The organism is Delftia sp. UME58 (assembly GCF_014170385.1).
GTDB classification, from domain to species: Bacteria; Pseudomonadota; Gammaproteobacteria; order Burkholderiales; family Burkholderiaceae_C; genus Comamonas; species Comamonas acidovorans.
In genome coordinates this window covers 218,266-242,725 of the sequence record NZ_LZZV01000052.1, presented here as the reverse complement: position 1 = coordinate 242,725, position 24,460 = coordinate 218,266, and the positions used below count along the sequence as shown (strand labels likewise).

Genomic DNA, 24,460 nt, shown 5'->3' with positions numbered 1-24,460 from the left:
GCGGCATCCCCGCGCAGTTGGCTGTCTCTTTTACGCCCCCGCCTGATCTGGCAAGCGGGCGTACCCGCCTTCCTGCCCTGGGCCTGCCGTCGTCGTCGTACGCACAAGGAATCCAGGAGCTACAGGTCATGTACCAAGGTCAGTCGAGGGAACGTTTCGAGAACAACAATGGGAAGCTGGCCGCGCACCGTGCGCGGCCTGTCCGTACACAGGAGTGCGGCCCTGTGCTGCGGCCCAGCCTGGTGGCGGTGCTCGTGTCGGCAGCGGTAGCCGTGATGGCCGTCAGCCCCGGCGAGGCGCTGGCCCAGCCCGCCGCCGCCATGGAAGTTCGCCAGCCCTTTCACATTGCGGCCCAGCCCCTGCTCGAAGCCCTCAAGGCATTTGGCCGCCAGACGCAAGCGCAGGTGCTCTTTGATGACGGGCTGGTCGAAGGGCGCCAAGGCGCAGCAGTCAGCGGCAATCTCAGTGCACGCGAAGCCTTGGCCAGACTGCTGGCTGGAACGGGCTTGGTCGCCGTCAGCACGCAGCCCGGCACCTTCACCATCCAGACAGCAGCGGCTGCGGCTTCCAAGGTGACTTTGGCGGAAGTGACGGTGACGGCGCAAGCCGATGCCAATGGAGCGACCGAAGGCACCGGCTCCTACACCGCGGACCGGGTGCGCACTGCCACCAAACTGGACCTGTCCATCCGCGAGACGCCGCAATCGGTCAGCGTGGTGACGCAGCAGCAGATGCGCGATGCCAACATGCAGTCGCTCGACGACGTGACCGATGCCCTTGTGGGTGTCACCTACAGCCAGCTGGGCACCGAGCGCTCGTACTTCTATTCCAGAGGCTTCCAGGTCACGGACCTGCAGATCGATGGCCTGTCCACCAGCATGGCCGAGAGCTTTTCGGCCGACGCCATGTCGCTCAACAACATGGCGATCTACGACCGGGTGGAGGTGGTGCGCGGCGCCAACGGTCTGCTCCAGGGCTCGGGCAACCCGTCGGCCGTCATCAACCTGGTGCGCAAGCGGCCGACGCGCGAGTTCCAGATGAGTGCCGAGGTCGGCGCCGGCTCCTGGGCGGACTACCGCGCGCAGTTCGACGTATCCGGCCCGCTCAATGCCCAAGGCACCGTGCGCGGCCGCGCCGTGCTGCTCAACAACCAGGCCAACAGCTTCAGGCAGGGCGCCGAGGCCGACAACCGGATGCTCTATGCCATCGTGGAGACCGACCTGGGCGCCGCCACGACGGCCAGCCTCGGCTTCAGCGCGCAGCGCGACAACCACCAGGGCTATGACTGGGGCGGCTTCAACACGCGGGAAGATGGCTCGTTCTACCCCCTGGACCGCTCGGCCTCGCAAGCAGGTCCCGACGCGCACCTGAACCGGGACAACTACACCGTCTTCGGCGACGTGAAGCACCGCCTGGGCAACGGCTGGAACCTGGCCGCCGCCTTCAACGCGGTGCGTTCCAAGGCCAGCTTCGTTGCCAACTACCCCGCACGGATCTCGGGCGACAGCCATGCCCTGACCTGGGTGGACGCGGAGTACACCGACAAGCAGTTCGCCTTAGACCTGCATGCCACAGGCCCCTACACCCTGTTCGGCCGCCAGCACCAGCTCATGCTGGGCCTGAGCACCCGCAGGGACAACTTCGACTACGACATCTACGCGCCCCGGGGCTCGCAGACGATAGACGTCACCGGCTTCGACTTCTCCTCGATCCGGGTGCCGGGCTTCAGCAGCACGCCCTCCGTCTATGCGCTGGAGCGCAACGAGAAAGGCGCTTCCATCGCCACCCGCCTGCGTGCCACAGAGGCGCTGAGCTTCATCGTCGGCAGCCGGTTGAGCTGGTCGGACTATTCCTCCCGCAGCCCGTACACCACCGCCTCGTTCGACTCCGGCCGGCAGTTCATCCCGTATGCGGGCGTGGTCCATGACCTGAGCCCTGCGCATGCGCTCTACGCCAGCTACACCGACATCTATTCGATCCAGCAGTACTACAGCCCGAGCGGCCTGCTCGACCCGGTGAAGGGCAAGAACTACGAAGCCGGTGTGAAGAGCCAGTTCTTCGACGGCCGCCTGCAGACTGCGCTGGCCGTGTTCCAGACCGACCAGCTGAACCTGCCGGTGGCCCTGAGCATGGCCTCGACCTGCGGGCTCAGTGGCGGCGCCCGCTGCTACACAGAGGGCGCCAAGGTACGCAACCGTGGCATCGACCTGGAGGTCACGGGCTCGCCCGCACCAGGCTGGAACGTTGCCGCCGGCTTCACCTTCAGCGACCCGAAGTACGTGGCCGGCCCCAATGCGGGCAAGCACTACAACACCACCCTGCCGCGCAAGGTCTTCAAGCTGTCCACCGACTACCGCCTGCCCGGAGGACGGTGGCGTGTGGGCGGCAGCGTGCAGGCACAGAGCGCCATGTCGCACGACGGTGCCGGGTTTCGCATCCAGCAGGGCGGCTACACGCTGCTGAACCTGCATGCGGGTTACCAGTTCACCAGCCGCCTGCGGCTGCAGGTGAACGTTCGCAACGCACTGGACAAGCACTACTACCAGACCATCCCGACCAACAACAACTACGGCGGCGTCTTCGCCGGCACGCCGCGCAGCTTCGCGGTGACCCTGCGCTATGACTACTGACCGGCGGGACGGAAAGCACGACGACATGCGCCGTACCGCCACATCGAGTTGCGAGGCTGCCCGGTGATGCCGCCGCACTCCACGCAGCGCCGGTGGCGGCCCGGCGCGGGCAGGCTCGCCCTGGCGATCCTGATTCCGGTGGCCGCTGCCGCAGGTTGGCTCCTGCTGCGACCGGATTCATCGCCGCGATGGCAGACGGCCACGGTCGGCCGCGGCGACATCGAATCGAGCGTCGCGGCCATCGGCACCTTGCAACCCGTGCGTTCGGTGGACGTTGGCGCCCAGGTATCAGGCCAGATCACCCATATCCACGTGCAGCCGGGCGATACGGTGCGCAAGGGCCAGTTGCTGGCCGAGATCGACGCCAGCGTGCTGGCGGCCACCGTGGAGGCCGGACGGGCCCGGATTGCCAGCCTGCGTGCCCAGCTGGACGACGCACAGGCCCAGGCGGAGCTGGCCGGCCAGCAGTACAGCCGCCAGCAGCAGATGGCGCGTGATGGAGCCACCCGGCTGGAGGACGTGCAGACGGCCGCCGCCATGCGGCGCTCGGCGCGGGCCAAGGTGGCGCAGTACGAGGCCACGATTCGCCAGACGGCGGCCAGTCTGCGCGCCGACGAGGCGCGGCTGGGCTACACGCGCATCTACGCCCCCATTGAAGGCGTGGTGACAAGCATCGACGTCAAGGAAGGCCAGACGCTGAACGCCACCTACCAGACGCCCGCGGTGCTGCGCATTGCCGACCTCTCGCGGATGACGGTGTGGACTGAGGTGTCCGAGGCCGATATCCGCCATGTCAAGGTGGGCCAGGCCGCCTACTTCACCACGCTCGGAGGGGACAGGCGCCGATGGAGCGGCAAGGTGCGGCAGGTGCTGCCGGCCCCGCCCGTGCAATCCGGTGCCGGTGCCGCCGGTGGCAGCGGCGCTGCTGCGGCGCCCGCCATGAAGGCCGTGCAGTACACCGTGCTGTTCGACGTGGACAATCCCGACGGCGCCCTGATGCCGCAGATGACGGCACAAGCTACCGTGGTGGCTGCGGAGGCCCAGGGGGTGCTTGTCGCCCCGCTGGCCGCCTTCAAGACCGCCAGCGACCTCCACGCCGACAAGACGCACGAGGTCCGCCTGCTTGCCGAGCGGTCACCTGACCAGGTCGTGGAAGTCCGCCGTGTGCGTCTGGGCGTGAGGGACCGCCTTCAGGCGGAGGTGCTGGAGGGGCTGGCCGAAGGGGACCGGATCATCACCGGTGAGACGGCCCCGGCCGCGGGCCCCAGGAGATTGCGGTGGTGACCCCGCTGATCGAACTGCGGGGCATCCGCAAGCGCTATGGCGGCGCCGCCACGGGGCGCCCCGTGGTGGAGGTGCTGCACGGCATCGACCTGGCCATCCATGCCGGGGAATTCGTCGCCATCGTCGGCCAGTCCGGCTCGGGCAAGTCCACGCTGATGAACCTGCTGGGCTGCCTGGACCGGCCGAGTCAAGGCACGTACCGCTTCAACGGCCGTGACGTGGCCGACCTGGTCGCCGACGAGCTGGCCTGGCTTAGACGCGAGGCCTTCGGCTTCGTGTTCCAGGGCTACCACCTGATCGCCACCGACTCCGCGCAGGAGAACGTGGAGATGCCGGCGATCTACGCCGGCAAGACCGGGGCCGAGCGCGCAGAACGTGCAGGCGCGCTGCTGGGACGCCTGGGGCTTGCCGGCAAGCTGCACCTGCGACCCAACCAGCTGTCCGGAGGGCAGCAGCAGCGCGTCTCCATCGCCCGGGCGCTGATGAATGGCGGGCGCATCATCCTGGCCGACGAGCCCACGGGCGCGCTGGACAGCCAAAGCGGCGCCGAGGTCATGGCGCTGCTGCAAGAGCTGGCGGATGCCGGCCACACCATCATCCTGATCACCCACGACCGCGAGGTGGCGGCACAGGCCCGGCGCGTCGTGGAGATCCGCGACGGGCGCATCGTCGGCGACGTCCGGGAAGGCCGAGCCGCGTCAGGCCGAGCCGCGTCAGGCCGAGCCGCGTCAGGCCAGGCCGCGTCAGACCTCGCGCTCGCCGCCATCCCCGCGCCCGGCGCGGAAGGAGCGCGGCTGGAGCCGGGCACGCCGCTGCTGTCGGACCTGCGCGAGGCGCTGCGATCGGCCTGGCGCTCCATGCGCATCCACCGCTCGCGCACCGCACTGACCTTGCTGGGCATCGTCATCGGCGTGGCCTCGGTCATCGTGATGCTGGCCGTGGGCATGGGAGCGCGCGAGGATGTGGTCGCGCGATTGGGCGCGATGGGCTCGACCGTCATGTACATCAACAACCGCCCGCCACCGCAGGGTGGTCCGCAGGGCGTGACGACCCTGGCCGACCTCGAGGAGATAGAGAAGCTGCCGGAAGTGGCGCACGCCATGCCCGTGGCGCGCGACCCGGCCATGCTGCGACATGGCAACCTGGCCTGGCAGGCGGACACCATCGCGGCCACCCATGCATGGCCGTCCATCCATCACTGGCCGGTGGCAGAAGGCCGGTTCTTTACCGAGGCGGAGGACGAACAGCTGGCGCCGGTGGTCGTGATCGGGCAGAAGGTGCGCGAGCGGTTCTTCGAAGATGAATCGCCGCTGGGCAGGCAGCTTCTCATCGGCAATACACCGTTCCAGGTGGTCGGCGTCATGGCGGCCAAGGGCGCCGGCGATGGCGGCAGTTCGCAAGACGACCTGGTGGTGGTGCCCTACCGCTCGGGCATCCTGCGCGTTTTTCCGAACGGTCGCAGCTTCGATCCGCACTACACGGTGGTCCAGGCACGGGATTCGCCGAGCGTGCTGCCGGCGCAGGCGGCCATCGAGGCGTTGCTGCGCTTGCGCCACGGGCGCGAGGATTTCTTCGTCGCCAACGCGGCCGCGCGTTTGCAGGCCCAGGCCCAGGCCCAGGATTCGATGACGACGATGCTCAGCCTGATCGCCGCCGTGTCCCTGCTGGTAGGCGGCATCGGCGTGATGAACGTCATGCTCATGGCGGTGAAGGAGCGCACGCGCGAGATTGGCATCCGCATGGCGACCGGGGCGCGCCAAACGGACATCCAGCGACAGTTCCTCACCGAGGCCGTGCTGGTGACCATGGTCGGCGCAACCGCCGGCATCGTGGCGGGGGTGGCCATCGGGGCAGGTCTCATCGTCTGGGGCAGCGAACTGGTCTTCTCGGTGAGAGCCATGCTGCTGGCCTTCGGCTGTGCGGTGGCGACGGGCCTGGTGTTCGGCTTCATGCCGGCCCGGCAGGCGGCAAGGCTCGATCCTGTCGTTGCGCTGGCAGGGGAGTAACGAGGCCCGGTGCGGAACTTGCGCAACGGCACGGCACACGTGTCCCGTGTCCGATGCCCTTTGCTGCAGATGTATCGGCCCCATGTGCCCCGGATGCCTGAGCCCCCTCAAGACCCGGGGCGGCTCACCACCCCCTCGGCCGCTGCCTTGAAGTTCTCCATGACTTCATCGATCGGCTGGCCCATCTGCGCATGGACGATGGCGCCATCCGCCACCAGGGTGAGCGCGGCGCCCACGGATACGGGATGGCCACCGAACAGGCGATCCAGCACGGACGACATTTCCTGCTTGTGCCGCCGGACCGTTGCCAGGATCTCATGGTCGGACGAGCCCAGTTCGGCAGCGGCATTGAGAAAGGCGCAGCCCCGGAAGTCGGGCTGGCCGAACCAGTTCCTGAGGGTGCTGGACAGCGCATCCAACGCTGGCGAGCCCCCGGCGGTCGCCTGCGCCAGGCTTGCCTGGAACCAGGAAATCCACCGCTCATGGCGGTAGTCGAGGTACGCCCGGATCAGGTCGTCCTTGCTGGCGTACTGGCGGTAGAAGGTGACTTTGCTGACCGACGACCGCTCGATGATCCGGTCCACGCCCGTGGCCCGGATGCCCTCTGCGTAGAAGAGGCCATGGGCTGCCACCAGGATGCGCTCGCGGGGCGGCAATGACTCGAAGGATGGCTCGGAAGTTTTCATGAAGACATTGTAGACAGATCGTTCCACCTTTGTTAGAGTGGCGCATGTAGACAGATCGTTCTACATCTCTTCAAAAGGTCACATCATGGAAACTCGCCCACCCCTGCCCCCTTTCTCTCTCGCAAGCGCCGTCCAAAAGGTCCGTCTGGCCGAGGATGGGTGGAACACACGCGATGCGGCCAAGGTCGCGATGGCCTATACCCTCGACACGAAATGGCGCAACCGGGCGGAGTTCGCCAACAGCCGCGCCGAGGCCCAGGCCCTTCTTGAGAGAAAGTGGAAGAAGGAGCTGGACTACCGGCTGATCAAGGAGCTTTGGCTGTACGGAGAAAACCGGATCGCAGTCCGCTATGCCTATGAGTGGCACGACGATGCCGGGAACTGGTTCCGGTCGTACGGCAACGAGAACTGGGAGTTCGAGGCCGACGGTCTCATGCGCCGGCGCTTCGCATGCATCAACGACATGCCCATCCAGGAGTCGGAGCGCAAGTTCCACTGGCCGCTGGGCCGTCGCCCCGATGACCACCCCGGTCTGTCCGACCTGGGCCTGTAGGCAAAGCCCCGGGCCACGTCCCGAGCCAGCGGGGCAGTCGGCCACTGCCGCGATGGCCTGGGCGGGGACGGGCTCCGCCTTACCGACTCAACGCCTTGCGGACCTCCGCCTGAAACGCCTCGCTGTTGCGAAGGCGCAGGTACTCCTGGTATGCGGCCCGATATTCCTGCGTTTCGACTCCGTAGGAGATCGATATCTCCGCATGGCGGTCCAATCCGGCGCGGCGCCAGAGTGCGAGATCGGCGATGACTTCGGCGCGGGACAGCGCTGCGCCCGATGGTGCTGTCGAGGCATCTTGCGGCTTCGAATAGGCAGCGAAGCAGGTAGAGAAAGCGATGGCGGCAAGCGCCGACTTCAGGACGAGTGCGCCTGCAGCAGCGGTGGGGGAGGGGGTTGTGTTTGACATGGTTTGACAGATGGGGGTGGGTGGAGCCGGGCCATGGCTTGGGCCGCCTGCTTGGGCAGGTCGCCTGGGCCGCGCGTCCCGCAGGGGTGTTCGGTTTCTTTGCTGTGTGGAAAGGGGGCTCCTTTCGGGAAGTGGCAGGTTCAGGGGGCAACGCTGGCGGGAAGACCGTGGCTGGCGGCTGCCAATGCCCTGGAAGGCTCCGGCGTCCAGCCGCCGCCCAGCGCCTTGAAGATCGCGACCGTCGATCGCGCCGACTCCGTCCGGGCCTGAGCCTGTGCATCCAGCACGCCCAGCAGGCTTTCATCCGCCTGCAGCACCTCGATCAGGCTGACCACGCCCTTGTCGTAGGCGGCGCCCGCGGCCTGCCGGGCCCGCGTGAGTGCCTCCGCACCCCTGGCGAGCACGGCCATCAGCTCCTGCCGCTTGTCCCGCGATACCAGGGCGTTCTCCACCTCTTCCGTGGCGCGCAGTACCGACTGCCGGTAGGCGGCAAGGCTTTCCGCCTCCTGTGCCTGCGCCTGTTGGATCTGGGCGTTGATGCGTCCGAAGTCGAACAGCCGCCAGCGCAGGCCGCCCACAAGGGTTGCCTGCGACGCGCCGGCCCCGAAGAGATTGCCCGCGGAGATGGAGGTTGCGCTGCCGATCAGGCCGCTGATCGACAGCTTCGGGTAGTACTCGGCGATCGCCACGCCGATGCGTGCGTTCGACGCTGCCAGGCGCCGCTCCGCCGCGATGAGGTCCGGGCGTCGCCGCAGCAGATCGCCGGGCGCCTCTGCCAGGGAAAGGGTTGGCAATACGGGGACCGGGCGGGGATCGGCCAGTTCGGTCCGGTGCGTGCCGGGTGCCGTGGCCAGCATCACGTCCATGGCGTTGAGGGCGGCTTCGAGCGCATTTTCCAGCGGCGGGACGGTGGCTTGTGCCCGTGCGAGCGCTCCCTCGACCTGGCGCAGCTGAAGCTCGGGTGCCAAGCCCTTGCCCCAACGCAGTTCGACGATGGAGCGCAGTTGCTGCTGGGTTTGCACTTGCGAGCGTGCCACTGCCAGCCGCGCCTGCAGGCCGCGAACCTGGATATAGGTGTCCGCAGTCTGGGCGGCCACCGCGAGCCGCACGGCAGTGGCGCCGGCTTCCGATGCCTGGTACTCGGCCAGGGAGGCCTGCCTGGCCCTGCGCAGGCCGCCGAAGAGATCAAGCTCCCAACTGGCCCCGAGGTTGGCCTCCTGGGCGCTGCCGTAGCGATCGAACCCCGGCATGGAGTCGAGGACCCGGCCCAGCGGAGTTTCGACCGACTGATAGCTCCTGGCTGTCTGCGCCGAGATCTGGGCCGACGGCAGCAACGCGGCTGCCGCCGCATCCAGCCCGGCGCGTGCCTGAAGCACGCGGCCAGCGGCCTGGGCAACATCCAGGTTCTGCTGCAGTGCCGCCGTGACGAGGTGCGCCATTTGCGCATCGCCAAAGGCTGCCCACCAGGCCGCAAGGTCCGTGGAGGAGGCCGGCGAAGGCGGCTTGCCCTCACCCAGAACGCGGCCGCCCATGTAGGCCTGGGGCAGGGCCGTGGCGGGCGGCTGGTAGTCAGGGCCTACCGCACATCCTGCACAGAGGCTGGCGAGCATCAGAAAGACGGGGGCGGCAAGACGCGGCATGTTCAACAGTCAGAAGCGTGGTGACGCTGTGACTATATTCCATAATGGTCACTTGCATAGTATTTTTTTGTTGGAGTAAGCTAGGCCGCATGAGCACCACCAACGTCTATCCGACCTCTGCGCGCGGCCCGGTCGAACACGATGTCCGGCAACAGATCGTGATTGCGGCGAAAGAGCATTTCAGCCGCTACGGCTACGAGAAAACCACGGTGTCCGACCTTGCCAAGGCCATCGGCTTTTCCAAGGCCTACATCTACAAGTTCTTCGAGTCCAAGCAGGTCATCGGCGAGATGATCTGTTCCAACTGCCTGATGGAGATGGAGGCGGAGATCCGCCAGGCCGTCGCCAGCACGGATGCGCCTCCCGAACAGCTGCGGCGCCTGTTCAAGGCGATCGTCGCTGCCACGCTGCGGCTTTTTTCCGAAGACCGCAAGCTGTACGAGATCGCCATTTCGGCGTCGGCCGAGCGCTGGCAGGCAGCGCAGGCCTATGAAGAACGCATGCATCAGCTGCTGCTGCAGATACTCGATGCCGGGCGCCAGCGGGGCGACTTCGAGCGCAAGACGCCGCTGGATGAAACCGGGCGCGCCATCTTCCTGGTCATGCTCCCCTATCTGAACCCGGTGATGCTGCAGCACAGCCTCGACCATGCGGATGAGGCGCCCGCGCAACTGGCCGGATTGGTGTTGAGAAGCCTGTCGCCCTAAAGCCCGCAATTGTGACCATTGACATAAATGGTCACTAATCACAGAATCGGGTCCTGCTCATTGATCGGGACCCCTCATGCTTCGGCACCGCCATCTGTCCATCGCCGCTGTCGGCACACTGTCACTTGCACTCGCGGCCTGCGGCAAAAGCCCGCAGCCAGATCCGCGCACCCAGCCACCCCTCGTTCGCACCACCCTGGTAGCGCCAGGCAATTCTTCCGAGCGCGTCTTCACCGGCACCATCGCGGCCAGGGTGCAGGGCGATCTTGGATTTCGCGTGGCCGGCAAGGTGCTGGAGCGCCTGGTGGATACAGGCCAGACGGTCAGGCGGGGCCAGGCCTTGCTGCGCCTCGACCCGGTGGACCTGAAGCTGGCCGCCAATGCCCAGCTGGAGGCCGTTGCAGCCGCCAGGGCACGTGCCCAGCAGGCCAGCGACGAGGAGCAGCGCTACCGTGACCTGCAGGGAACGGGTGCCGTTTCGGCCTTGGCCCATGAACAGATCAAGGCGGCCGCAGATGCCGCCCGCGCCCAGCTCAGGGCGGCCGAAGCACAGGCCGCAGTGGCGATCAACGCCAGCCGCTACGCCGAACTGCTGGCCGATGCCGATGGCATCGTGATGGAAACGCTTGCCGAGCCTGGCCAGGTCGTTAGTGCCGGCCAGGTGGTCGTGCGCCTCGCCCATGCCGGCAGGCGCGAAGCGGTCGTACAGTTGCCCGAAACACTGCGGCCCGCGCTGGGCTCGGCGGCCCAGGCCCGCCTGTTCGGCAGGGAGGATGTGATCATCCCCGCCAGACTGCGCCAGCTGTCCGATGTGGCGGACCGGGCCACCCGTACCTTTGAGGCCCGCTATGTGCTGGACGCCGGCGCGGCGGCCAGCGCCCCGCTGGGCAGCACGGTCACGCTCAGGATCGGCGGGGCATCGACAGCAACAGCTACATCGGCATCGACATCGACATCGACATCAACAGCGGGCAAGGCAACCATGCAGGTCCCCATCGGCGCCATCCTCGATGAGGGCAAGGGGGCTGCTGTCTGGGTGGTGCAGGGCGATCAGGTGAGGCGCCAGCCCGTCACCGTGGTTCAGGTGCAGGACGGCAATGCCCAGGTGGTGGGTGCGCTCGGCCTGGGGGCGCGGATCGTCGCGCTCGGTGCGCATTTGTTGAGCGAGGGCGCGCAGGTGCGACTGGGCAGCGAGGTGCCGGCGCCTTCAGCTGGACCAATGTCCACTGTGTCCCCTGCGCCCTCAGTGTCCACGGGAGCGTCCCGTGAGTGAAGGCCGTTTCAACCTATCGGCGCTTGCCGTCCGTGAGCGTTCCATCACGCTGTTCCTGATCCTGCTGATTTCGCTGACGGGTGTCTTTGCCTTCCTGAAGCTGGGCCGGGCGGAAGATCCGGCCTTCACCGTCAAGGTCATGACGATCATCACGGCCTGGCCTGGCGCCACCCCGCAGGAAATGCAGGACCAGGTGGCAGAGAAGCTGGAAAAGCGCCTGCAGGAGCTGCGCTGGTACGACCGCACCGAAACCTTCGTCAGGCCGGGGCTGGCCTTTACCACACTGACCCTGCTCGACTCCACGCCCCCCGGCGAGGTGCAGGAGGAGTTCTACCAGGCACGCAAGAAGCTCGGTGACGAAGCCCGCAACCTGCCGGCGGGCGTGATCGGCCCTATGGTGAACGACGAGTACGCCGACGTGACCTTTGCGATCTACGCCCTCAAGGCGCGCGGCGTAGAGCCCCGGGCGCTGGTGCGCGACGCCGAAGCCTTGCGCCAGCGTCTTTTGCATGTGCCGGGCGTCAAGAAGGTCAACATCGTCGGCGAGCAATCCGAGCGGATCTACGTGGAGTTCTCGCACGAGCGCCTGGCCACGCTGGGCATCAGCCCGCAGGACGTCTTCGCGGCATTGAACAACCAGAACGCTCTCACCCCTGCCGGGTCGGTGGAGACCCAGGGACCGCAGGTGTTCATCCGCATCGACGGGGCGTTCGACGCGCTGCAGAAGATCCGCGACACGCCCATCGTGGCCCAGGGCCGCACGGTCAGGCTGTCCGACATCGCCACCGTCCAGCGCGGCTACGAAGACCCCTCGACCTTCATCATCCGCAACGGCGCGGAGCCGGCCTTGCTGCTGGGCATCGTCATGCGCGACGGCTGGAACGGGCTGGACCTGGGCAAGGCGCTGGACAGGGAGGTGGGCGCCATCAACGCAGACCTGCCGCTGGGCATCGGCCTGAGCAAGGTGACGGACCAGGCCGCGAACATCAGCGCCGCCGTCGATGAGTTCATGCTCAAGTTCCTGGCCGCGCTGCTGGTCGTGCTGGTGGTGTGCTTCGCCAGCATGGGCTGGCGCGTTGGCGTGGTGGTGGCTGCGGCCGTGCCGCTGACGCTGGCGGCCGTGTTCATCATCATGGCCGCCACGGGAAAGAATTTCGACCGCATCACGCTCGGCTCGCTGATCCTTGCGCTGGGCCTGCTGGTGGACGACGCCATCATCGCCATCGAGATGATGGTGGTGAAGATGGAGGAGGGCTACGACCGCGTGGCCGCGTCCGCCTACGCCTGGAGCCATACCGCGGCGCCCATGCTGTCCGGGACGCTGGTGACGGCGGTGGGCTTCATGCCCAACGGGTTCGCCCGCTCCTCTGCAGGCGAGTACACCAGCAACATGTTCTGGATCGTCGGCATCGCGCTCATCGTGTCCTGGGTGGTGGCCGTGGTGTTCACGCCCTATCTCGGCGTGAAGATGCTGCCCCCTCTCAAGAAGATCGAGGGCGGACATGCGGCGATGTATGGCACGCCCCGCTACGAGCGCCTGCGGCGCGTGCTGGGCAAGGTGATCGCCCGCAAGGCGCTGGTGGCCGCAGTCGTGGGCGGGCTCATGGTGGCTTCCGTGCTGGGCATGTCCATCGTGAAGAAGCAGTTCTTTCCCATCTCCGACCGGCCCGAGGTGATGGTCGAGGTGCAGATGCCCTACGGCACCTCCATCGGCCAGACGAGCGAGACCACCCGCACGGTGGAAGCCTGGCTGCTGCAGCAGCCCGAATCGGAGATCGTGACCGCCTATATCGGCCAGGGCGCACCGCGCTTTTTTCTGGCCATCTCCCCTGAGCTGCCCGACCCGTCGTTCGCCAAGATCGTCGTGCGCACCGCCAACCAGGAGCAGCGCGACGCACTCAAGCTCAGGCTGCGCGAGGCCATCTCCCAGGGACTGGCTCCGCAGGCGCAGGTACGCGCATCGCAGATCGTGTTCGGGCCGTACTCCCCGTTCCCCGTGGCATATCGCGTCTCCGGCCCCGACCCGCAGCGGCTGCGCGACATTGCCGGCCAGGTGCACAAGGTGCTGCACGACAGCCCGATGATGCGGACCGTGAACTCCGACTGGGGCGTGCGCACCCCCGTCATGCGCTTCACCCTGGACCAGGACCGGCTGCAGGCCATGGGCCTGACCTCTGCGGCGGTCGCACAGCAGCTGCAATTCCTGCTCAGCGGCGTGCCCGTGACCACCGTGCGCGAGGACATCCGCACCGTGCAGGTGATGGCGCGTTCTGCGGGCGGCACCCGCCACGATGTGGCCAGGGTCGGCGACTTCACGCTCACCAACGCCACTGGCCAGCGCATACCGCTGTCGCAACTGGGCGAGGTCACCGTGCAGATGGAGGAGCCCGTCATGCGCCGCCGCGACCGCATGCCCACCATCACGGTCCGCGGAGACATCGATGACAGCCTGCAGCCGCCCGATGTGTCGGCGGCCCTCACCCGGCAGCTGGAGCCCATCAGGAAGGCGTTGCCTGCGGGCTACCGCATCGACGAGGCCGGCTCCATCGAGGAATCCGGCAAGGCCATGGCGGCCATGCTGCCCCTGTTCCCGATCATGATCGCCATCACGCTGATCATCATCATCTTGCAGGTGCGGTCGATATCGGCCATGGTCATGGTGTTCCTGACAAGCCCCCTGGGATTGATCGGCGTGGTGCCGACGCTCATCGTCTTTCAGCAGCCCTTCGGCATCAATGCACTGGTGGGGCTGATCGCGCTGTCGGGCATCCTGATGCGCAATACGCTGATCCTGATCGGGCAGATCCAGCACAACGAACAGGAGGGGCTTGAGCCGTTCCAGGCGGTGGTGGAGGCCACCGTCCAGCGCGCCCGGCCCGTGATCCTGACCGCGCTGGCGGCGATCCTGGCCTTCATCCCGCTGACCCAATCGGTGTTCTGGGGAACGCTGGCCTATACGCTGATCGGCGGCACGCTCGCCGGCACGGTGCTGACGCTGGTCTTCCTGCCCGCCATGTACTCGATCTGGTTCAGGATCAGGCCCGGCGAAGCACGGCGCTGATGCACGGCACACGTGCCCAGGGCTTTGGCCGATTGGCCACAATGGGGCATCCCGTTCCAGGCTCAGGAGGCCATGCATGTCCGACATCCGCTGCGGCGATTCCATCCACCCAAGCGCATCCCTGGGCCGCCGCTGCGCGCGTGCCGCCGCTCCCCTGCTGGCGGCGCTGCTGCTGTCGCCGCTGGCCCAGGCCGCGCTCAAGGAGGGCGACAGCGCGCCGCGCTTCACCACGCCGGCTGCCGTGGCGGGCAAGGCCTTCGATTTCGACATGGCCGCCACGCTCAGGAAGGGGCCGGTGGTGCTGTATTTCTTCCCCAAGGCCTTCACGCAGGGCTGCACCATGGAAGCCCATGCCTTTGCCGAGGCCACGCCGCGCTTCGCGGCCATGGGTGCCACGGTGGTGGGCATGTCGCATGACGACATCGATACGCTCAAGCGCTTTTCCACCGAGGCCTGCCGCGACCAGTTCGCCGTGGCATCGGACCCGCAGGCGCAGACCATCCGCGCCTACGACGCCTCGGCCGCCGCCGACCCCCAGCGCGCCGACCGAATTTCCTACGTGATCGGGCAGGACGGCAAGGTCCGCTTCGTGCACATGGGCTCGGACCCGGACGAGCATGTGCGCCAGACCGAGGCCGCGGTCAAGCGGCTGACCGGAAAGTAGCCCGCCGCGCGGCCCCTGTCAGGGGCCGTTGCCCTCGCTGGCCAGGATCTCGGCGTATTCCTCGTCCGTGAACAGCCTGGAGCGTGTGTGGAAGGCCTTGCCCGTGCTGCCCTCCAGCGAGAAGGTGCCGCCCTGGCCATCGATCACGTCGAGGATGAGCTGGGTGTGCTTCCAGTATTCATACTGCGACTTGCCGATGTAGAAGGGCGCGCCGCCCACCTGGCCCAGCAGCACGTCCTGGGCGCCTATCGTCAGCTCGCCGGGCAGGTAGCAGTTGGCGGCACTGTTGTCGCAGCAGCCCCCGGACTGGTGGAAGAACACCGGCCCGTGCTGCGCCTGCAGGTCGGCGATCAGCGCCAGGGCGGCGTCGGTGGCAGTCACTTTGTCAACCATGGGTTGGTCCTTTCCTGGGCGGCCGGCCGCGCTGTGCGCCGCCGGCCGCATTCACCTGGGAAGAACTTCAGAAGAAGCCCAGCTTGTTCTCGCTGTAGCTGACCAGCAGGTTCTTGGTCTGCTGGTAGTGGTCCAGCATCATCTTGTGGGTCTCGCGGCCGATGCCCGATTCCTTGTAGCCGCCGAAGGCCGCGTGCGCCGGGTAGGCGTGGTAGCAGTTGGTCCACACGCGCCCGGCCTTGATGGCGCGGCCCATGCGGTAGGCCACGTTGCCGTTGCGGCTCCACACGCCCGCGCCCAGGCCGTAGAGCGTGTCGTTGGCAATGGCCAGGGCCTCGGCCTCGTCCTTGAAGGTGGTCACGGCCAGCACGGGGCCGAAGATTTCCTCCTGGAAGATGCGCATCTTGTTGTGGCCCTTGAACAGCGTGGGCTGCACGTAGTAGCCGCCTTCCAGGTCGCCGCCCAGATGGGCCTGGCCGCCGCCGGCCAGCACCTCGGCGCCTTCCTGCTTGCCCAGGTCCAGGTACGACAGGATCTTGGTGAGCTGCTCCTTGGACGCCTGCGCGCCCATCATGCTGTCGGTGTCCAGGGGGTTGGCATGCCGGATGGCGGCCACGCGCTGGAGCACGCGCTCCATGAAGCGGTCGTAGATGCTTTCCTGGATCAGCGCGCGGCTGGGGCAGGTGCAGACCTCGCCCTGGTTGAAGGCGAACAGCACCAGTCCTTCGACGGCCTTGTCGAGGAAGGCATCGTCCTTGTCCATCACATCGGCGAAGAAGATGTTGGGCGACTTGCCGCCCAGCTCCAGCGTGGCCGGGATCAGGTTGTTGGCCGCGGCCTGGGCGATCACGCGGCCCGTGGAGGTGGAGCCCGTGAAGGCGATCTTGGCGATGCGCTTGCTGGTGGCCAGCGGCATGCCGGCCTCGCGGCCGAAGCCGTTGACGATGTTGAGCACGCCGGGCGGCAGCAGGTCGGCAATGAGCTCGGCCAGGATCAGGATGCTGATGGGCGTGGACTCGGCCGGCTTGAGCACCACGCAGTTGCCTGCGCCCAGCGCGGGCGCCAGCTTCCAGGCCGCCATGAGGATGGGGAAGTTCCAGGGAATGATCTGGCCCACCACGCCCAGCGGCTCCTGGATGTGATAGGCCACCGTGGTCTCGTCGATATGGCTGAGCGCACCTTCCTGGGCGCGCACGCAGCCCGCGAAATAGCGGAAATGGTCCACGGTCAGCGGGATGTCGGCATTCAGCGTCTCGCGGATGGCCTTGCCGTTGTCCACGGTCTCGGCATAGGCGAGCAGCTCCAGGTTGGCTTCGATGCGGTCGGCGATCTTCAGCAGGACGTTCGCACGCTCGGCCGCGCTGGTGCGGCCCCAGGCGTCGCTGGCGGCATGGGCGGCGTCCAGCGCCAGTTCGATGTCTTCGGCCGTGGAGCGTGCGGCGCGGGTGTAGACCTTGCCGCTGATGGGGGTGACCACGTCGAAGTACTGCTCCTTGACCGGAGGTACGAACCTGCCGCCGATGAAGTTGTCGTAGCGGGCCTTGTAGGCGATCTTGGCGCCAGCGGCGCCGGGTGCTGCGTAGACGGTCATGCTGCTTGTCTCCTGAGGATGCTTATGGGTCTGTCGTGATCGGGTGTGGATCGGCATATCCGGCCATGGCCGGACGGCAGACATGATTCAAAAGCCGTGCCAGCCTGCAGGCCGCAGGGCAGGTGCCCGCAAAGGCATGCGGGACGTGGCTGCTGCGGGTATTCCCGTGCGCGTTCGCCCTGTGCCGTGACGTTCCGCAACAGGACAACTGTCCAGAAATGGAACAGTCGGGTGCCTGGCCTGCCACTTGGCTTGCCCGGTGCCCGCCGGCCCCGCATACTGGTCTGCAACGCGGCGCAATGACGCCCGAGCAGGAGACAGCATGCAATCGAGAGCTTCCCTTGTGGCCTTGCGCCAGGCCCGTCACAGCCTGATGGAGTCAGGCCTGTGCCCCAGCGGCCTGGTGGACGAGCGCCTGGCGCGCTCGTGGCAGCGCTGCATCGAGCAGGGACTGCGTCCCACCGGGCGCCTGGGCGCCGCCGACAACCTGGAGCAGCACGCGCTGGGCGTGCTGCGCAGCCGCCACCACGCGCTGCTGGCGCATTCACGGCCCGTCATGGAATACCTGTCCGAGCAGGTGCGCGGCAGCCAGAGCGTGGTGGTGCTGGCCGGCCCCTGCGGCACCCTGGTGGATACCTGCGGCGACCCCTTCTTTCTGGGCAAGGCAGAGCGCGTGGCCCTGGCCAGCGGTGCGTCCTGGCATGAGGCGCAGCGCGGCACCAATGCCATCGGCACGGCACTGGCCGAGATGGACTCCATCGAAATCCAGGGCGGCGAGCATTTCCTGGAGCGCAACGGCTTTCTCACCTGCGCGGCCGCGCCCATCCTGTCGGGCACGGGCCAGCTGCTGGGCATCCTGGACATCTCCAGCGAACATGGCCGGGGCAGCCCGCACACGCTGGGGCTGGTCGGCACGGCGGCCCGCATGATCGAAAACCGCCTCATGGCCTGCGATGGCCAGCGCCACATCCGCCTGCACCTGCACGCGCGGCCCGAAGGCATTGGCACGGTGGCCGAAGGCATTGCGCTGATCTCCGCGGACGGATGGCTGGTGGGCGCCAACCGCGCCGCGCTGGCCTTGCTGCGCCTGTCGCGGGCGCAGCTGGGCAGCGTGTCGCTGGAGCAGGTGCTGGACGCCGGCCTGGAGGAGCTGCTGTCACGCCAGCACCGCCAGCCCGATGCGGCCCAGCCGCTGCGGCGCCATGACGGCACGGCGCTGTTCGGCCAGCTGGTGCCGGACCGGCGCACGGTACGGTCCTCGGTCGTGGAGCGGGCTGCAGAGCAACACCAACAGCAACAGGAACCGCAGCAGCCGGCGCGCGATGCGCTGGCGCGGCTGGACACGGGCGATGCGCGCTGGCGCGCGGCGGCCGACAAGGCGCGGCGCGTGCTGGGCAAGCCGATTGCGCTGCTCATCCAGGGCGAGTCCGGCGTGGGCAAGGAATGGTTTGCGCGCGCGGCCCACGACAGCGGGCCGCGCCGCGACGGCCCCTTCGTGGCCATCAACTGCGCGGCCATGCCCGAGTCGCTGATCGAGGCCGAGCTGTTCGGCTACCGCCAGGGCGCCTTCACGGGCGGGCGGCGCGAAGGACAGGCGGGCCTGCTGCGCCAGGCGCATGGCGGCACCCTGTTCCTGGACGAGATCGGCGACATGCCGCTGGCGCTGCAGACCCGGCTGCTGCGCGTGCTGCAGGAGCGGCAGGTGGTGCCGCTGGGCGGCGGCGAGCCCGTTGCCGTGGATTTCGCGCTGGTCAGCGCCTCCAACCGCAGGCTGCGCGAGGAGGCCGACCAGGGGCGTTTTCGTGCCGACCTGTACTACCGCATCAACGGCCTGGCCGTGGAGCTGCCGCCGCTGCGCGAGCGCGGCGACTTCGAGGCGCTGGCCGCGCGCATGCTGGCCGACATCGAACCCGCCCGCCCGCTGCGCATGGCACCGGCCCTGCTGGCGCAGCTGGCCGGCCATGGCTGGCCCGGCAATCTGCGCCAGTGCGCCAGCGTGCTGAGAACGGCCTGCGCCATGCTCGATCCCCATGAGGACTGCCTGCAGTGGCAGCATCTGCCCGACGACTTCCAGGCCGAGCTGGCGCAGACCGCCCGCAGCAGTCCCCGGCTCGACGCTGCGCCGCAGAGCCTGGATGAACTCTCGCGCTCGGCCGTGCGGCAGGCGCTGGAGAACTGCCGGGGCAATGTCACCCAGGCCGCGCGCATGCTGGGCATCAGCCGCCAGACGCTGTACCGCAAGCTGGCCCAGGACCGTGCGGCGGACGGCTTGCGGCTGCAGTGAGGCGCCTGCCGGTACTCAGGCCTTGAAGGTAATCCAGGGCCTGAGCTTCACGGCGGCGTGGATCAGGCCGGCGGCCTCCTGCGACTCGATGACCGGGCCGATGGGCTTGTAGGCTTCGGGCGCCTCCTCGATGCGGCGCTCCTCGCGCAGCGTCACGCATTGCCAGCCCTGTTCGCCCGCATGGCCCGCACGGGCTTCGGGCCGCAGCGCGCGCACGGCCTGGCGGCGCATGCGCCGCCCCGCGCGGCCTGGCGGTGCTCCACACCATTGCGCGCCTGCCCAACGCCCGGTGGTAGGGCGCGCCTGATTCCCGCCTTCCCCCTCAAGCCACTGCCTGGCACTTCCATGAATCCACTTGCCTTGCCCACACGCCGCTCGCTCCTGAAAATCGCCGCCGGCCTGCCGTGCTGTCGGCCTTGCCCAGCATCACCGAAGTGCCGGCGCTGCGCGATTTCGAGTACGACAGCCTGGCGGGCTACTTCGTCAAGCGCGGCACGCCGCAGGATGTCAAGCAGCGCCTGAACCAGGCCATCGGCCAGGCCCTGCTGGACCCGCAGGTCATCGCCAGGCTGGAGGCCGACGGCCGTGATGCCGCCAAGCCCATGGGCCTGGACGATGCGGCGGCCGCCTATGCGCGCGAGATCGCCAAGTACCGCGAAATGATCCGCGTCACGGGCTACGTGCAGGCGGATTGAGAACGGAAGCCGCAACCTACGCGAGTGCGCCCTTCAGCAGCTCGGCCATGCGCGGCAGGTCGGGCTCGGCGCTGGTCACCAGCCAGATGGCGCGCTCATAGGCGGCGCCCGCGATGGGCAGCATGCGGCAGTCGCCCATGAAGCGCTCCAGGCCCGTCCAGTGCGGCACCAGGCCCACGCCCATGCCGTCGGCGGCCAGCATGGCAATGGCCTCCAGCGCGTCCAGGTCGCACAGCACCGCAGGCTCCAGCCCCTGGTCGGCCAGCCAGTCGGCCGCATGGCGGCCACCCCAGGCATCGGGGTCGTAGCGTATGTAGGGCAGGCTGCGCAGCAGCGCGGCCGGCCGGCCGCGTGCCTGGGGCGGGGCCAGCAGCACCAGCGGCTCGCTGCGCAGCTGCACGCTGCGCAGCGCCTTGGGCAGTTCAAAAGGGGGCGCCACGATGACGGCGGCATCGAGCTCGCCGGCCTGCAGCATCTGGAACAGCGCGCGCGAGGTGCCCGGCACGATGACGGGCCGGCACTGTGGCGCCGCCTGCGTGAGCTTGCGCAGCGCGGCCGGCAGCATGCCGGTGAGCGCGGTCGAGATGGCGCCGATGCGCAGCGTGCCGGCCAGCCCATCGGCGCTGGCATCGCTGCCCAGCAGCGCGGCCTCGCGCACCAGGCGCCGCGCGCGCGGCAGCAGGGCCAGGCAGGCCTGGGTGGGGCGGGCCGCATGGCCGCTGCGCGAGAGCAGGGCAAAGCCCAGTTCGCGCTCCAGCGCCTGCACGCGCTGGCCCACGGCGGCGGCGGTCAGGTGCTCGGCGCGCGCCGCATCGGCGATGGAGCCGCTGTCCACCACGGCGATCAGGCTCTTGAGATAGCGGGTCTCCAAAAGATTTCCTTGGGGATTGCAAAGAAATCGACGCTATCACTTTTGAAAAGCCTCTGCTAGGCTCGCGCCACCCACGGCAGGCCACGGCCTGCGAACCTGCCTGCACCACAAGCACAACCAAAGGATCAGCCATGCGCACCAGCTTCCACCTTGCCTACCATGTCCGCGATCTGGACGAAGCGCGCGCCTTCTACGGCACGCTGCTCGGCTGCCAGGAAGGCCGCAGCACCGAGACCTGGGTGGACTTCGACTTCTTCGGCCACCAGATCTCGCTGCACCTGGGCGAGCCCTTCCCGGTCACGAACACCGGCCGCGTGGGCGACCACATGGTGCCCATGCCCCACCTGGGCCTGGTGATGGCCATGGACGACTGGAAGGCCCTGGCCGCGCGGCTGTCCGGCGGCGTGGTGGATTTCGTGCTGCAGCCCGGCATCCGCTTCGAGGGCGAGCCCGGCGAGCAGGCCACCATGTTCTTCCGCGACCCCAGCGGCAATCCCATCGAGGTCAAGGGCTTCGCCGACCTGGACAAGGTTTTCGCCAAATGAGCGGTTCGCTGTCTCCGCGCGCCTCGCTCCCCCCGCTCCCTTTCGTCTGCGCACCCGGCTACCCGGCAGCCCAGGCCTGGCTGCAGGCCCTGCAGGCCGCCCTGCCAGAGGAGCGCGTGGTGGCGCTCGATGCGCTGGATGCGGACCAGCGCGCGGCCTGCGAGGTCGCCATCGTCGCAAATCCCCAGCCTGCCGACCTGCGCACGCTGCCGCGCCTGCAATGGGTGCACAGCGTCTGGGCCGGCGTGGAGCGCCTGGTGGCCGACCTGGGCGATACCGACCTGCGCATCGTCCGCCTGGTGGACCCGCAACTGGCCGACACCATGGCCGAGGCCGTGCTGGCCTGGACCCTGTACCTGCACCGCGACATGCCGTGCTATGCCCGCCAGCAGGCCGCGCGCCAATGGCTGGCGCATGACGGCGTGCGCGCGCAGGACAGGACGGTATCGCTGCTGGGCCTGGGCGCACTGGGCAAGGCCGCCGCGCAGCGGCTGCTGTCGGCGGGATTCCAGGTGCGCGGCTGGAGCCGCACGCCCAGGCACATCGAGGGCGTGCAATGCCATGCGGGTGATGCCGAGCTGCCCGCCATGCTGGCGCATACCGACATCCTCGTATGCCTGCTGCCGCTCACGCCGCAGACGCGCGGCATCGTCGGCGCGCAGGCGCTGGCCGCGCTGCCTGCCCATGCCTCGCTGATCAACTTCGCGCGCGGCCCCATCGTGGACGATGCCGCGCTGCGCGCCGCCCTGGACGGCGGCCGCCTGGCCCATGCCGTGCTGGACGTGTTCGAGCAGGAGCCCCTGCCCGAAGCGTCCTGGCAGTGGGCGCATTCCGCCGTGACCGTGCTGCCCCACATCTCGGCACCCACGGACCGCGCGACGGCATCGGCCATCGTGGCGGGCAACATCCGGCGCTGGCGCGCCGGCGGCGAGCTGCCGCAGGCGGTGGACGCGGCGCGGGGCTACTGAGGGCGGCTACGGTACGGCTATGGCACGGCTATGGCACGGCTATGGCACGGCTATGGCACGGCTATGGCACGGCTATGGCACGGCTATGGCACGGCTATGGCACGGCTATGGCACGGCTATGGCACGGCTATGGCACGGCCATGGACTGGCTTCTGAGCCAGTCCATGACGGCGCGCACATGGGGGCCCGGCTCCCGTTGCTCGCCCACGGCCAGATGGTAGGTATGGCCGGTGATCGAGGGGCCGAAGGGTTGCACCAGGTGGCCGGCCGCAATGTCCTCGGCCACCAGGGCCAGGCTCACCAGGGCAATGCCATGACCGGCAATGGCCGCCTGGATGGCATGGCCCTCGTCGGAAAAGCGCAGTTGCCCCGCCGGTGAATTCCAGGCCAGGCCTGCCTCGTCAAACCAGCGCTCCCAGGTGGGATTGCTGGCGTGCGCCGTCTTCCAGTCAAAGCGGATCAGCGGCAGGCGGGCCAGGTCGGCCGGACCCAGCACGCCCAGACGGGGATTGGCCACGGGCGCAAAGCGGTCGCTGAACAGGGGCTCGGCCACCAGGCCCGGATAGGGGCCGCGCCCGTAGCGCACGGCGATATCGACGGCATGGGAGCGCAGGTCCACCACATCGTCCGAGGCCTGCAGTTGCAGGTCCACCTCCGGGTGCATCGCGCGGAAGCTGGCCATGCGCGGCACCAGCCATTTCACGGTGAACGCATTGGTGGCCGAGATGCTGACCTGGGCGCGCAGGCGCTTTTGCAGAAGGCGCTCCAGCGTGGCGGCAAAGGCGTCGAAACCGTCGCGCAGCACCGGATAGAGCTGGGCGCCGGCCTCGGTCAGCACCACCTTGCGTACCTGGCGATCGAACAGCGCCAGGCCCAGCTGTTCCTCCAGCGCGCGGATCTGGTGGCTGATGGCCGTGGGTGTCACGGCCAGGTCGTCGGCGGCCTGCTTGAAGCTGCCCAGGCGGGCGGCGGCCTCGAAGGCGCGCAGTGCGGAAAGTGGCAGCTGGTTGCGTTGCATGAGGGCTGGAGGATGCAAGGGTCGGGAGAGGAATGGGGTGAGGAAAACTCATCTTATGCCTGACAAATGAACCTTTGTCGCAATCATCCGGCTTCCCTATCGTCCACCCATGCCCCAAGCGCGATCCTGCCGGGGATGGATGAAGGAAATGAAACCATGCTGCACCGTGTCACCACGCAACCCGATCCCTACGAGCCGTTTTTGCTGTCGCAAGGCATTCGCTTTGGCGAGCTGCTGTTCATCTCCGGCCAGGCCGGCGCCGGAGACGATGGCCGCATCGTGCCGGGCGGCTTCCTGGCCCAGGGCCGGCAGGCGTTTGCCAATCTGCGCCGCGCGCTGGAGGCGGGCGGCTCCAGCCTGAAGGACGTGATCAAGGTCACCATCTTCGTCACCGACATGGGCCACTTCGACGAGGTGGTCGCCCTGCGCCGCGAGTTCTTCGGAGCCCCCTATCCGGCCGACACGATTGCCCAGATCCAGGCGCTGTACGACCCGGCGGCCATGATCGAGATCGAGGCCATTGCAGCCGTGCGTGATGGCCAGGCGCGCTGACATGGTTGCGGCCGTTCTGTTCGAGTCCCTGCGCCTGGGCTCCATCACCGTGCCCAACCGCCTCGTCGTGGCCGTGCGGCGCGCGGTGGGCGCGGACTTCGTGCTCGGCGTGCGCATCTCCCAGGGCAAGGTCAATGACTTCGGCCACAAATGGGCAGGCGGTGCGCAGCAGGCAGCCGAGCTGTTCGCCACGCTGGGCGCCCAGCCCATCGACTACCTGCACACGACGGAGTTCATGGCATGGAAGCCGGCCTTTGACGACACTGGCCCAAGCCTGGCCGCGCTGGCCCGTGCGCAGCTGGCGCAACGCGCGGTACCCGTGCTCGCCAATGGCTCACTGCAGGAGAACGCGCAGGCAGCAGGCATGCTGGCGCGGGGCGAGGCCGATTTCGTGTCCCTGGGCCGTGGTGCACTCACGCATGCCGACTGGCCGCTACGCGTGCGCGCCGGGTTGCCGCTGGCCGCCTTCGATCCGGGCATGCTGGCGCCCATTGCGGATCTGGAGCATGCCGCGCGGCATGCGGCAAGAACTGACGCGGTCTGCTGAGCCAATTGCTGCACCTGGTGCAGCAGTGAACTGCATGCCGCAGCATTGCTGCCTTCAATCGAATCTTCTACGCTGCACCCATTTCA

At 68.1% G+C, this 24,460-nt stretch carries 22 protein-coding genes; 14 read left to right on the top strand and 8 right to left on the bottom strand.

Annotated features, from left to right (window positions below; all coding sequences use genetic code 11):
- The first annotated feature begins 128 nt into the window (after window positions 1-128).
- The 3 genes from A9976_RS14160 to A9976_RS14150 all read left to right on the top strand — a co-directional run bounded on the left by A9976_RS14160 (window position 129) and on the right by A9976_RS14150 (window position 5,920).
- The gene (locus tag A9976_RS14160; RefSeq protein WP_183019531.1) at window positions 129-2,630 is read left to right on the top strand and encodes a TonB-dependent siderophore receptor; all 2,502 of its coding nucleotides are present in this window, start codon (window positions 129-131) and stop codon (window positions 2,628-2,630) included.
- A 66-nt stretch (window positions 2,631-2,696) separates the two neighbouring features.
- A complete protein-coding gene (locus A9976_RS14155) occupies window positions 2,697-3,914 on the top strand; it encodes an efflux RND transporter periplasmic adaptor subunit (protein WP_183019530.1) in 1,218 nt (405 codons plus the stop codon).
- Entirely contained in the window at window positions 3,911-5,920 is a 2,010-nt protein-coding gene (locus A9976_RS14150) for an ABC transporter permease (RefSeq protein ID WP_310889395.1), read from the top strand. The genes A9976_RS14155 and A9976_RS14150 overlap by 4 nt, the downstream gene beginning before the upstream one ends.
- Before the next feature lie 107 nt (window positions 5,921-6,027).
- On the opposite strand, the gene A9976_RS14145 is transcribed toward A9976_RS14150, so the two are convergent.
- The gene (locus tag A9976_RS14145) at window positions 6,028-6,606 is read right to left on the bottom strand and encodes a TetR/AcrR family transcriptional regulator (protein ID WP_183019529.1); all 579 of its coding nucleotides are present in this window, start codon (window positions 6,604-6,606) and stop codon (window positions 6,028-6,030) included.
- A gap of 85 nt (window positions 6,607-6,691) precedes the next feature.
- Between A9976_RS14145 and A9976_RS14140 the strand changes: the two genes are divergently transcribed.
- Window positions 6,692-7,159, top strand: coding sequence for a nuclear transport factor 2 family protein (locus tag A9976_RS14140; protein WP_013800686.1), 468 nt, complete (start codon window positions 6,692-6,694; stop codon window positions 7,157-7,159).
- A 79-nt stretch (window positions 7,160-7,238) separates the two neighbouring features.
- Here the strand turns inward: A9976_RS14140 and A9976_RS14135 are convergent, their stop codons facing one another.
- A complete protein-coding gene (locus A9976_RS14135; protein ID WP_183019528.1) occupies window positions 7,239-7,565 on the bottom strand; it encodes a DUF4148 domain-containing protein in 327 nt (108 codons plus the stop codon).
- A 140-nt stretch (window positions 7,566-7,705) separates the two neighbouring features.
- Entirely contained in the window at window positions 7,706-9,205 is a 1,500-nt protein-coding gene (locus A9976_RS14130) for an efflux transporter outer membrane subunit (protein ID WP_183019527.1), read from the bottom strand.
- A gap of 89 nt (window positions 9,206-9,294) precedes the next feature.
- On the opposite strand from A9976_RS14130, the gene A9976_RS14125 reads away from it, so the two are divergent.
- The 4 genes from A9976_RS14125 (at window position 9,295) to A9976_RS14110 (ending at window position 14,910) form a co-directional block, all read left to right on the top strand.
- Window positions 9,295-9,912, top strand: a complete 618-nt coding sequence (locus A9976_RS14125; protein WP_183019526.1) for a TetR/AcrR family transcriptional regulator — start codon at window positions 9,295-9,297, stop codon at window positions 9,910-9,912.
- Between the two features lie 76 nt (window positions 9,913-9,988).
- Complete coding sequence (locus A9976_RS14120) at window positions 9,989-11,185, top strand: efflux RND transporter periplasmic adaptor subunit (protein ID WP_183019525.1); 1,197 nt, start codon at window positions 9,989-9,991, stop codon at window positions 11,183-11,185.
- Window positions 11,178-14,246: an efflux RND transporter permease subunit gene (locus tag A9976_RS14115; protein WP_183019524.1), complete on the top strand. Its 3,069-nt coding sequence runs from the start codon at window positions 11,178-11,180 to the stop codon at window positions 14,244-14,246. The genes A9976_RS14120 and A9976_RS14115 overlap by 8 nt, the downstream gene beginning before the upstream one ends.
- Before the next feature lie 76 nt (window positions 14,247-14,322).
- Window positions 14,323-14,910, top strand: coding sequence for a peroxiredoxin (locus A9976_RS14110; protein ID WP_183019523.1), 588 nt, complete (start codon window positions 14,323-14,325; stop codon window positions 14,908-14,910).
- Between the two features lie 18 nt (window positions 14,911-14,928).
- Here the strand turns inward: A9976_RS14110 and A9976_RS14105 are convergent, their stop codons facing one another.
- A complete protein-coding gene (locus A9976_RS14105; RefSeq protein WP_183019522.1) occupies window positions 14,929-15,303 on the bottom strand; it encodes a DUF779 domain-containing protein in 375 nt (124 codons plus the stop codon).
- Window positions 15,304-15,370: 67 nt separating this feature from the next.
- On the bottom strand, window positions 15,371-16,894 hold the full coding sequence (locus A9976_RS14100) for an aldehyde dehydrogenase family protein (protein ID WP_183019521.1): 1,524 nt from the start codon (window positions 16,892-16,894) through the stop codon (window positions 15,371-15,373).
- A gap of 322 nt (window positions 16,895-17,216) precedes the next feature.
- Here A9976_RS14100 and A9976_RS14095 point away from each other — a divergent pair, with 322 nt between their 5' ends.
- Window positions 17,217-19,178, top strand: coding sequence for a sigma-54-dependent Fis family transcriptional regulator (locus tag A9976_RS14095; protein WP_183019520.1), 1,962 nt, complete (start codon window positions 17,217-17,219; stop codon window positions 19,176-19,178).
- Between the two features lie 15 nt (window positions 19,179-19,193).
- Here the strand turns inward: A9976_RS14095 and A9976_RS31890 are convergent, their stop codons facing one another.
- A complete protein-coding gene (locus A9976_RS31890) occupies window positions 19,194-19,409 on the bottom strand; it encodes an RtcB family protein (RefSeq protein WP_232245720.1) in 216 nt (71 codons plus the stop codon).
- Window positions 19,410-19,594: 185 nt separating this feature from the next.
- Between A9976_RS31890 and A9976_RS14085 the strand changes: the two genes are divergently transcribed.
- Complete coding sequence (locus tag A9976_RS14085) at window positions 19,595-19,873, top strand: hypothetical protein (RefSeq protein ID WP_409049544.1); 279 nt, start codon at window positions 19,595-19,597, stop codon at window positions 19,871-19,873.
- A 16-nt stretch (window positions 19,874-19,889) separates the two neighbouring features.
- Here the strand turns inward: A9976_RS14085 and A9976_RS14080 are convergent, their stop codons facing one another.
- Complete coding sequence (locus A9976_RS14080) at window positions 19,890-20,744, bottom strand: LysR substrate-binding domain-containing protein (RefSeq protein WP_183019519.1); 855 nt, start codon at window positions 20,742-20,744, stop codon at window positions 19,890-19,892.
- Between the two features lie 131 nt (window positions 20,745-20,875).
- Between A9976_RS14080 and A9976_RS14075 the strand changes: the two genes are divergently transcribed.
- Together A9976_RS14075 and A9976_RS14070 are read left to right on the top strand one after the other, a co-directional pair.
- Window positions 20,876-21,289, top strand: a complete 414-nt coding sequence (locus A9976_RS14075) for a VOC family protein (protein ID WP_012207434.1) — start codon at window positions 20,876-20,878, stop codon at window positions 21,287-21,289.
- A complete protein-coding gene (locus tag A9976_RS14070) occupies window positions 21,286-22,257 on the top strand; it encodes a glyoxylate/hydroxypyruvate reductase A (protein ID WP_183019518.1) in 972 nt (323 codons plus the stop codon). Before A9976_RS14075 ends, A9976_RS14070 begins: the two co-directional genes overlap by 4 nt.
- Before the next feature lie 127 nt (window positions 22,258-22,384).
- On the opposite strand, the gene A9976_RS14065 is transcribed toward A9976_RS14070, so the two are convergent.
- Complete coding sequence (locus A9976_RS14065; RefSeq protein ID WP_183019517.1) at window positions 22,385-23,275, bottom strand: LysR substrate-binding domain-containing protein; 891 nt, start codon at window positions 23,273-23,275, stop codon at window positions 22,385-22,387.
- A 156-nt stretch (window positions 23,276-23,431) separates the two neighbouring features.
- Here A9976_RS14065 and A9976_RS14060 point away from each other — a divergent pair, with 156 nt between their 5' ends.
- Together A9976_RS14060 and A9976_RS14055 are read left to right on the top strand one after the other, a co-directional pair.
- Window positions 23,432-23,827: a RidA family protein gene (locus A9976_RS14060; protein WP_016445482.1), complete on the top strand. Its 396-nt coding sequence runs from the start codon at window positions 23,432-23,434 to the stop codon at window positions 23,825-23,827.
- A 1-nt stretch (window position 23,828) separates the two neighbouring features.
- Window positions 23,829-24,374, top strand: a complete 546-nt coding sequence (locus A9976_RS14055) for a hypothetical protein (protein ID WP_259649204.1) — start codon at window positions 23,829-23,831, stop codon at window positions 24,372-24,374.
- Window positions 24,375-24,460: the final 86 nt, after the last annotated feature.

What these genes read in the sequence shown, in the direction of transcription:
- A9976_RS14135 (WP_183019528.1), bottom strand. Translation starts at nt 7,565, where the DNA reads ATGTCAAACACAACCCCCTCCCCCACCGCTGCTGCAGGCGCACTCGTC.
- A9976_RS14110 (WP_183019523.1), top strand. Translation starts at nt 14,323, where the DNA reads ATGTCCGACATCCGCTGCGGCGATTCCATCCACCCAAGCGCATCCCTG.
- A9976_RS14160 (WP_183019531.1), top strand. Translation starts at nt 129, where the DNA reads ATGTACCAAGGTCAGTCGAGGGAACGTTTCGAGAACAACAATGGGAAG.
- A9976_RS31890 (WP_232245720.1), bottom strand. Translation starts at nt 19,409, where the DNA reads ATGCGCCGCCAGGCCGTGCGCGCGCTGCGGCCCGAAGCCCGTGCGGGC.
- A9976_RS14140 (WP_013800686.1), top strand. Translation starts at nt 6,692, where the DNA reads ATGGAAACTCGCCCACCCCTGCCCCCTTTCTCTCTCGCAAGCGCCGTC.
- A9976_RS14100 (WP_183019521.1), bottom strand. Translation starts at nt 16,894, where the DNA reads ATGACCGTCTACGCAGCACCCGGCGCCGCTGGCGCCAAGATCGCCTAC.
- A9976_RS14145 (WP_183019529.1), bottom strand. Translation starts at nt 6,606, where the DNA reads ATGAAAACTTCCGAGCCATCCTTCGAGTCATTGCCGCCCCGCGAGCGC.
- A9976_RS14095 (WP_183019520.1), top strand. Translation starts at nt 17,217, where the DNA reads ATGCAATCGAGAGCTTCCCTTGTGGCCTTGCGCCAGGCCCGTCACAGC.
- A9976_RS14075 (WP_012207434.1), top strand. Translation starts at nt 20,876, where the DNA reads ATGCGCACCAGCTTCCACCTTGCCTACCATGTCCGCGATCTGGACGAA.
- A9976_RS14055 (WP_259649204.1), top strand. Translation starts at nt 23,829, where the DNA reads ATGGTTGCGGCCGTTCTGTTCGAGTCCCTGCGCCTGGGCTCCATCACC.
- A9976_RS14060 (WP_016445482.1), top strand. Translation starts at nt 23,432, where the DNA reads ATGCTGCACCGTGTCACCACGCAACCCGATCCCTACGAGCCGTTTTTG.
- A9976_RS14130 (WP_183019527.1), bottom strand. Translation starts at nt 9,205, where the DNA reads ATGCCGCGTCTTGCCGCCCCCGTCTTTCTGATGCTCGCCAGCCTCTGT.
- A9976_RS14105 (WP_183019522.1), bottom strand. Translation starts at nt 15,303, where the DNA reads ATGGTTGACAAAGTGACTGCCACCGACGCCGCCCTGGCGCTGATCGCC.
- A9976_RS14125 (WP_183019526.1), top strand. Translation starts at nt 9,295, where the DNA reads ATGAGCACCACCAACGTCTATCCGACCTCTGCGCGCGGCCCGGTCGAA.
- A9976_RS14070 (WP_183019518.1), top strand. Translation starts at nt 21,286, where the DNA reads ATGAGCGGTTCGCTGTCTCCGCGCGCCTCGCTCCCCCCGCTCCCTTTC.
- A9976_RS14065 (WP_183019517.1), bottom strand. Translation starts at nt 23,275, where the DNA reads ATGCAACGCAACCAGCTGCCACTTTCCGCACTGCGCGCCTTCGAGGCC.
- A9976_RS14155 (WP_183019530.1), top strand. Translation starts at nt 2,697, where the DNA reads ATGCCGCCGCACTCCACGCAGCGCCGGTGGCGGCCCGGCGCGGGCAGG.
- A9976_RS14120 (WP_183019525.1), top strand. Translation starts at nt 9,989, where the DNA reads ATGCTTCGGCACCGCCATCTGTCCATCGCCGCTGTCGGCACACTGTCA.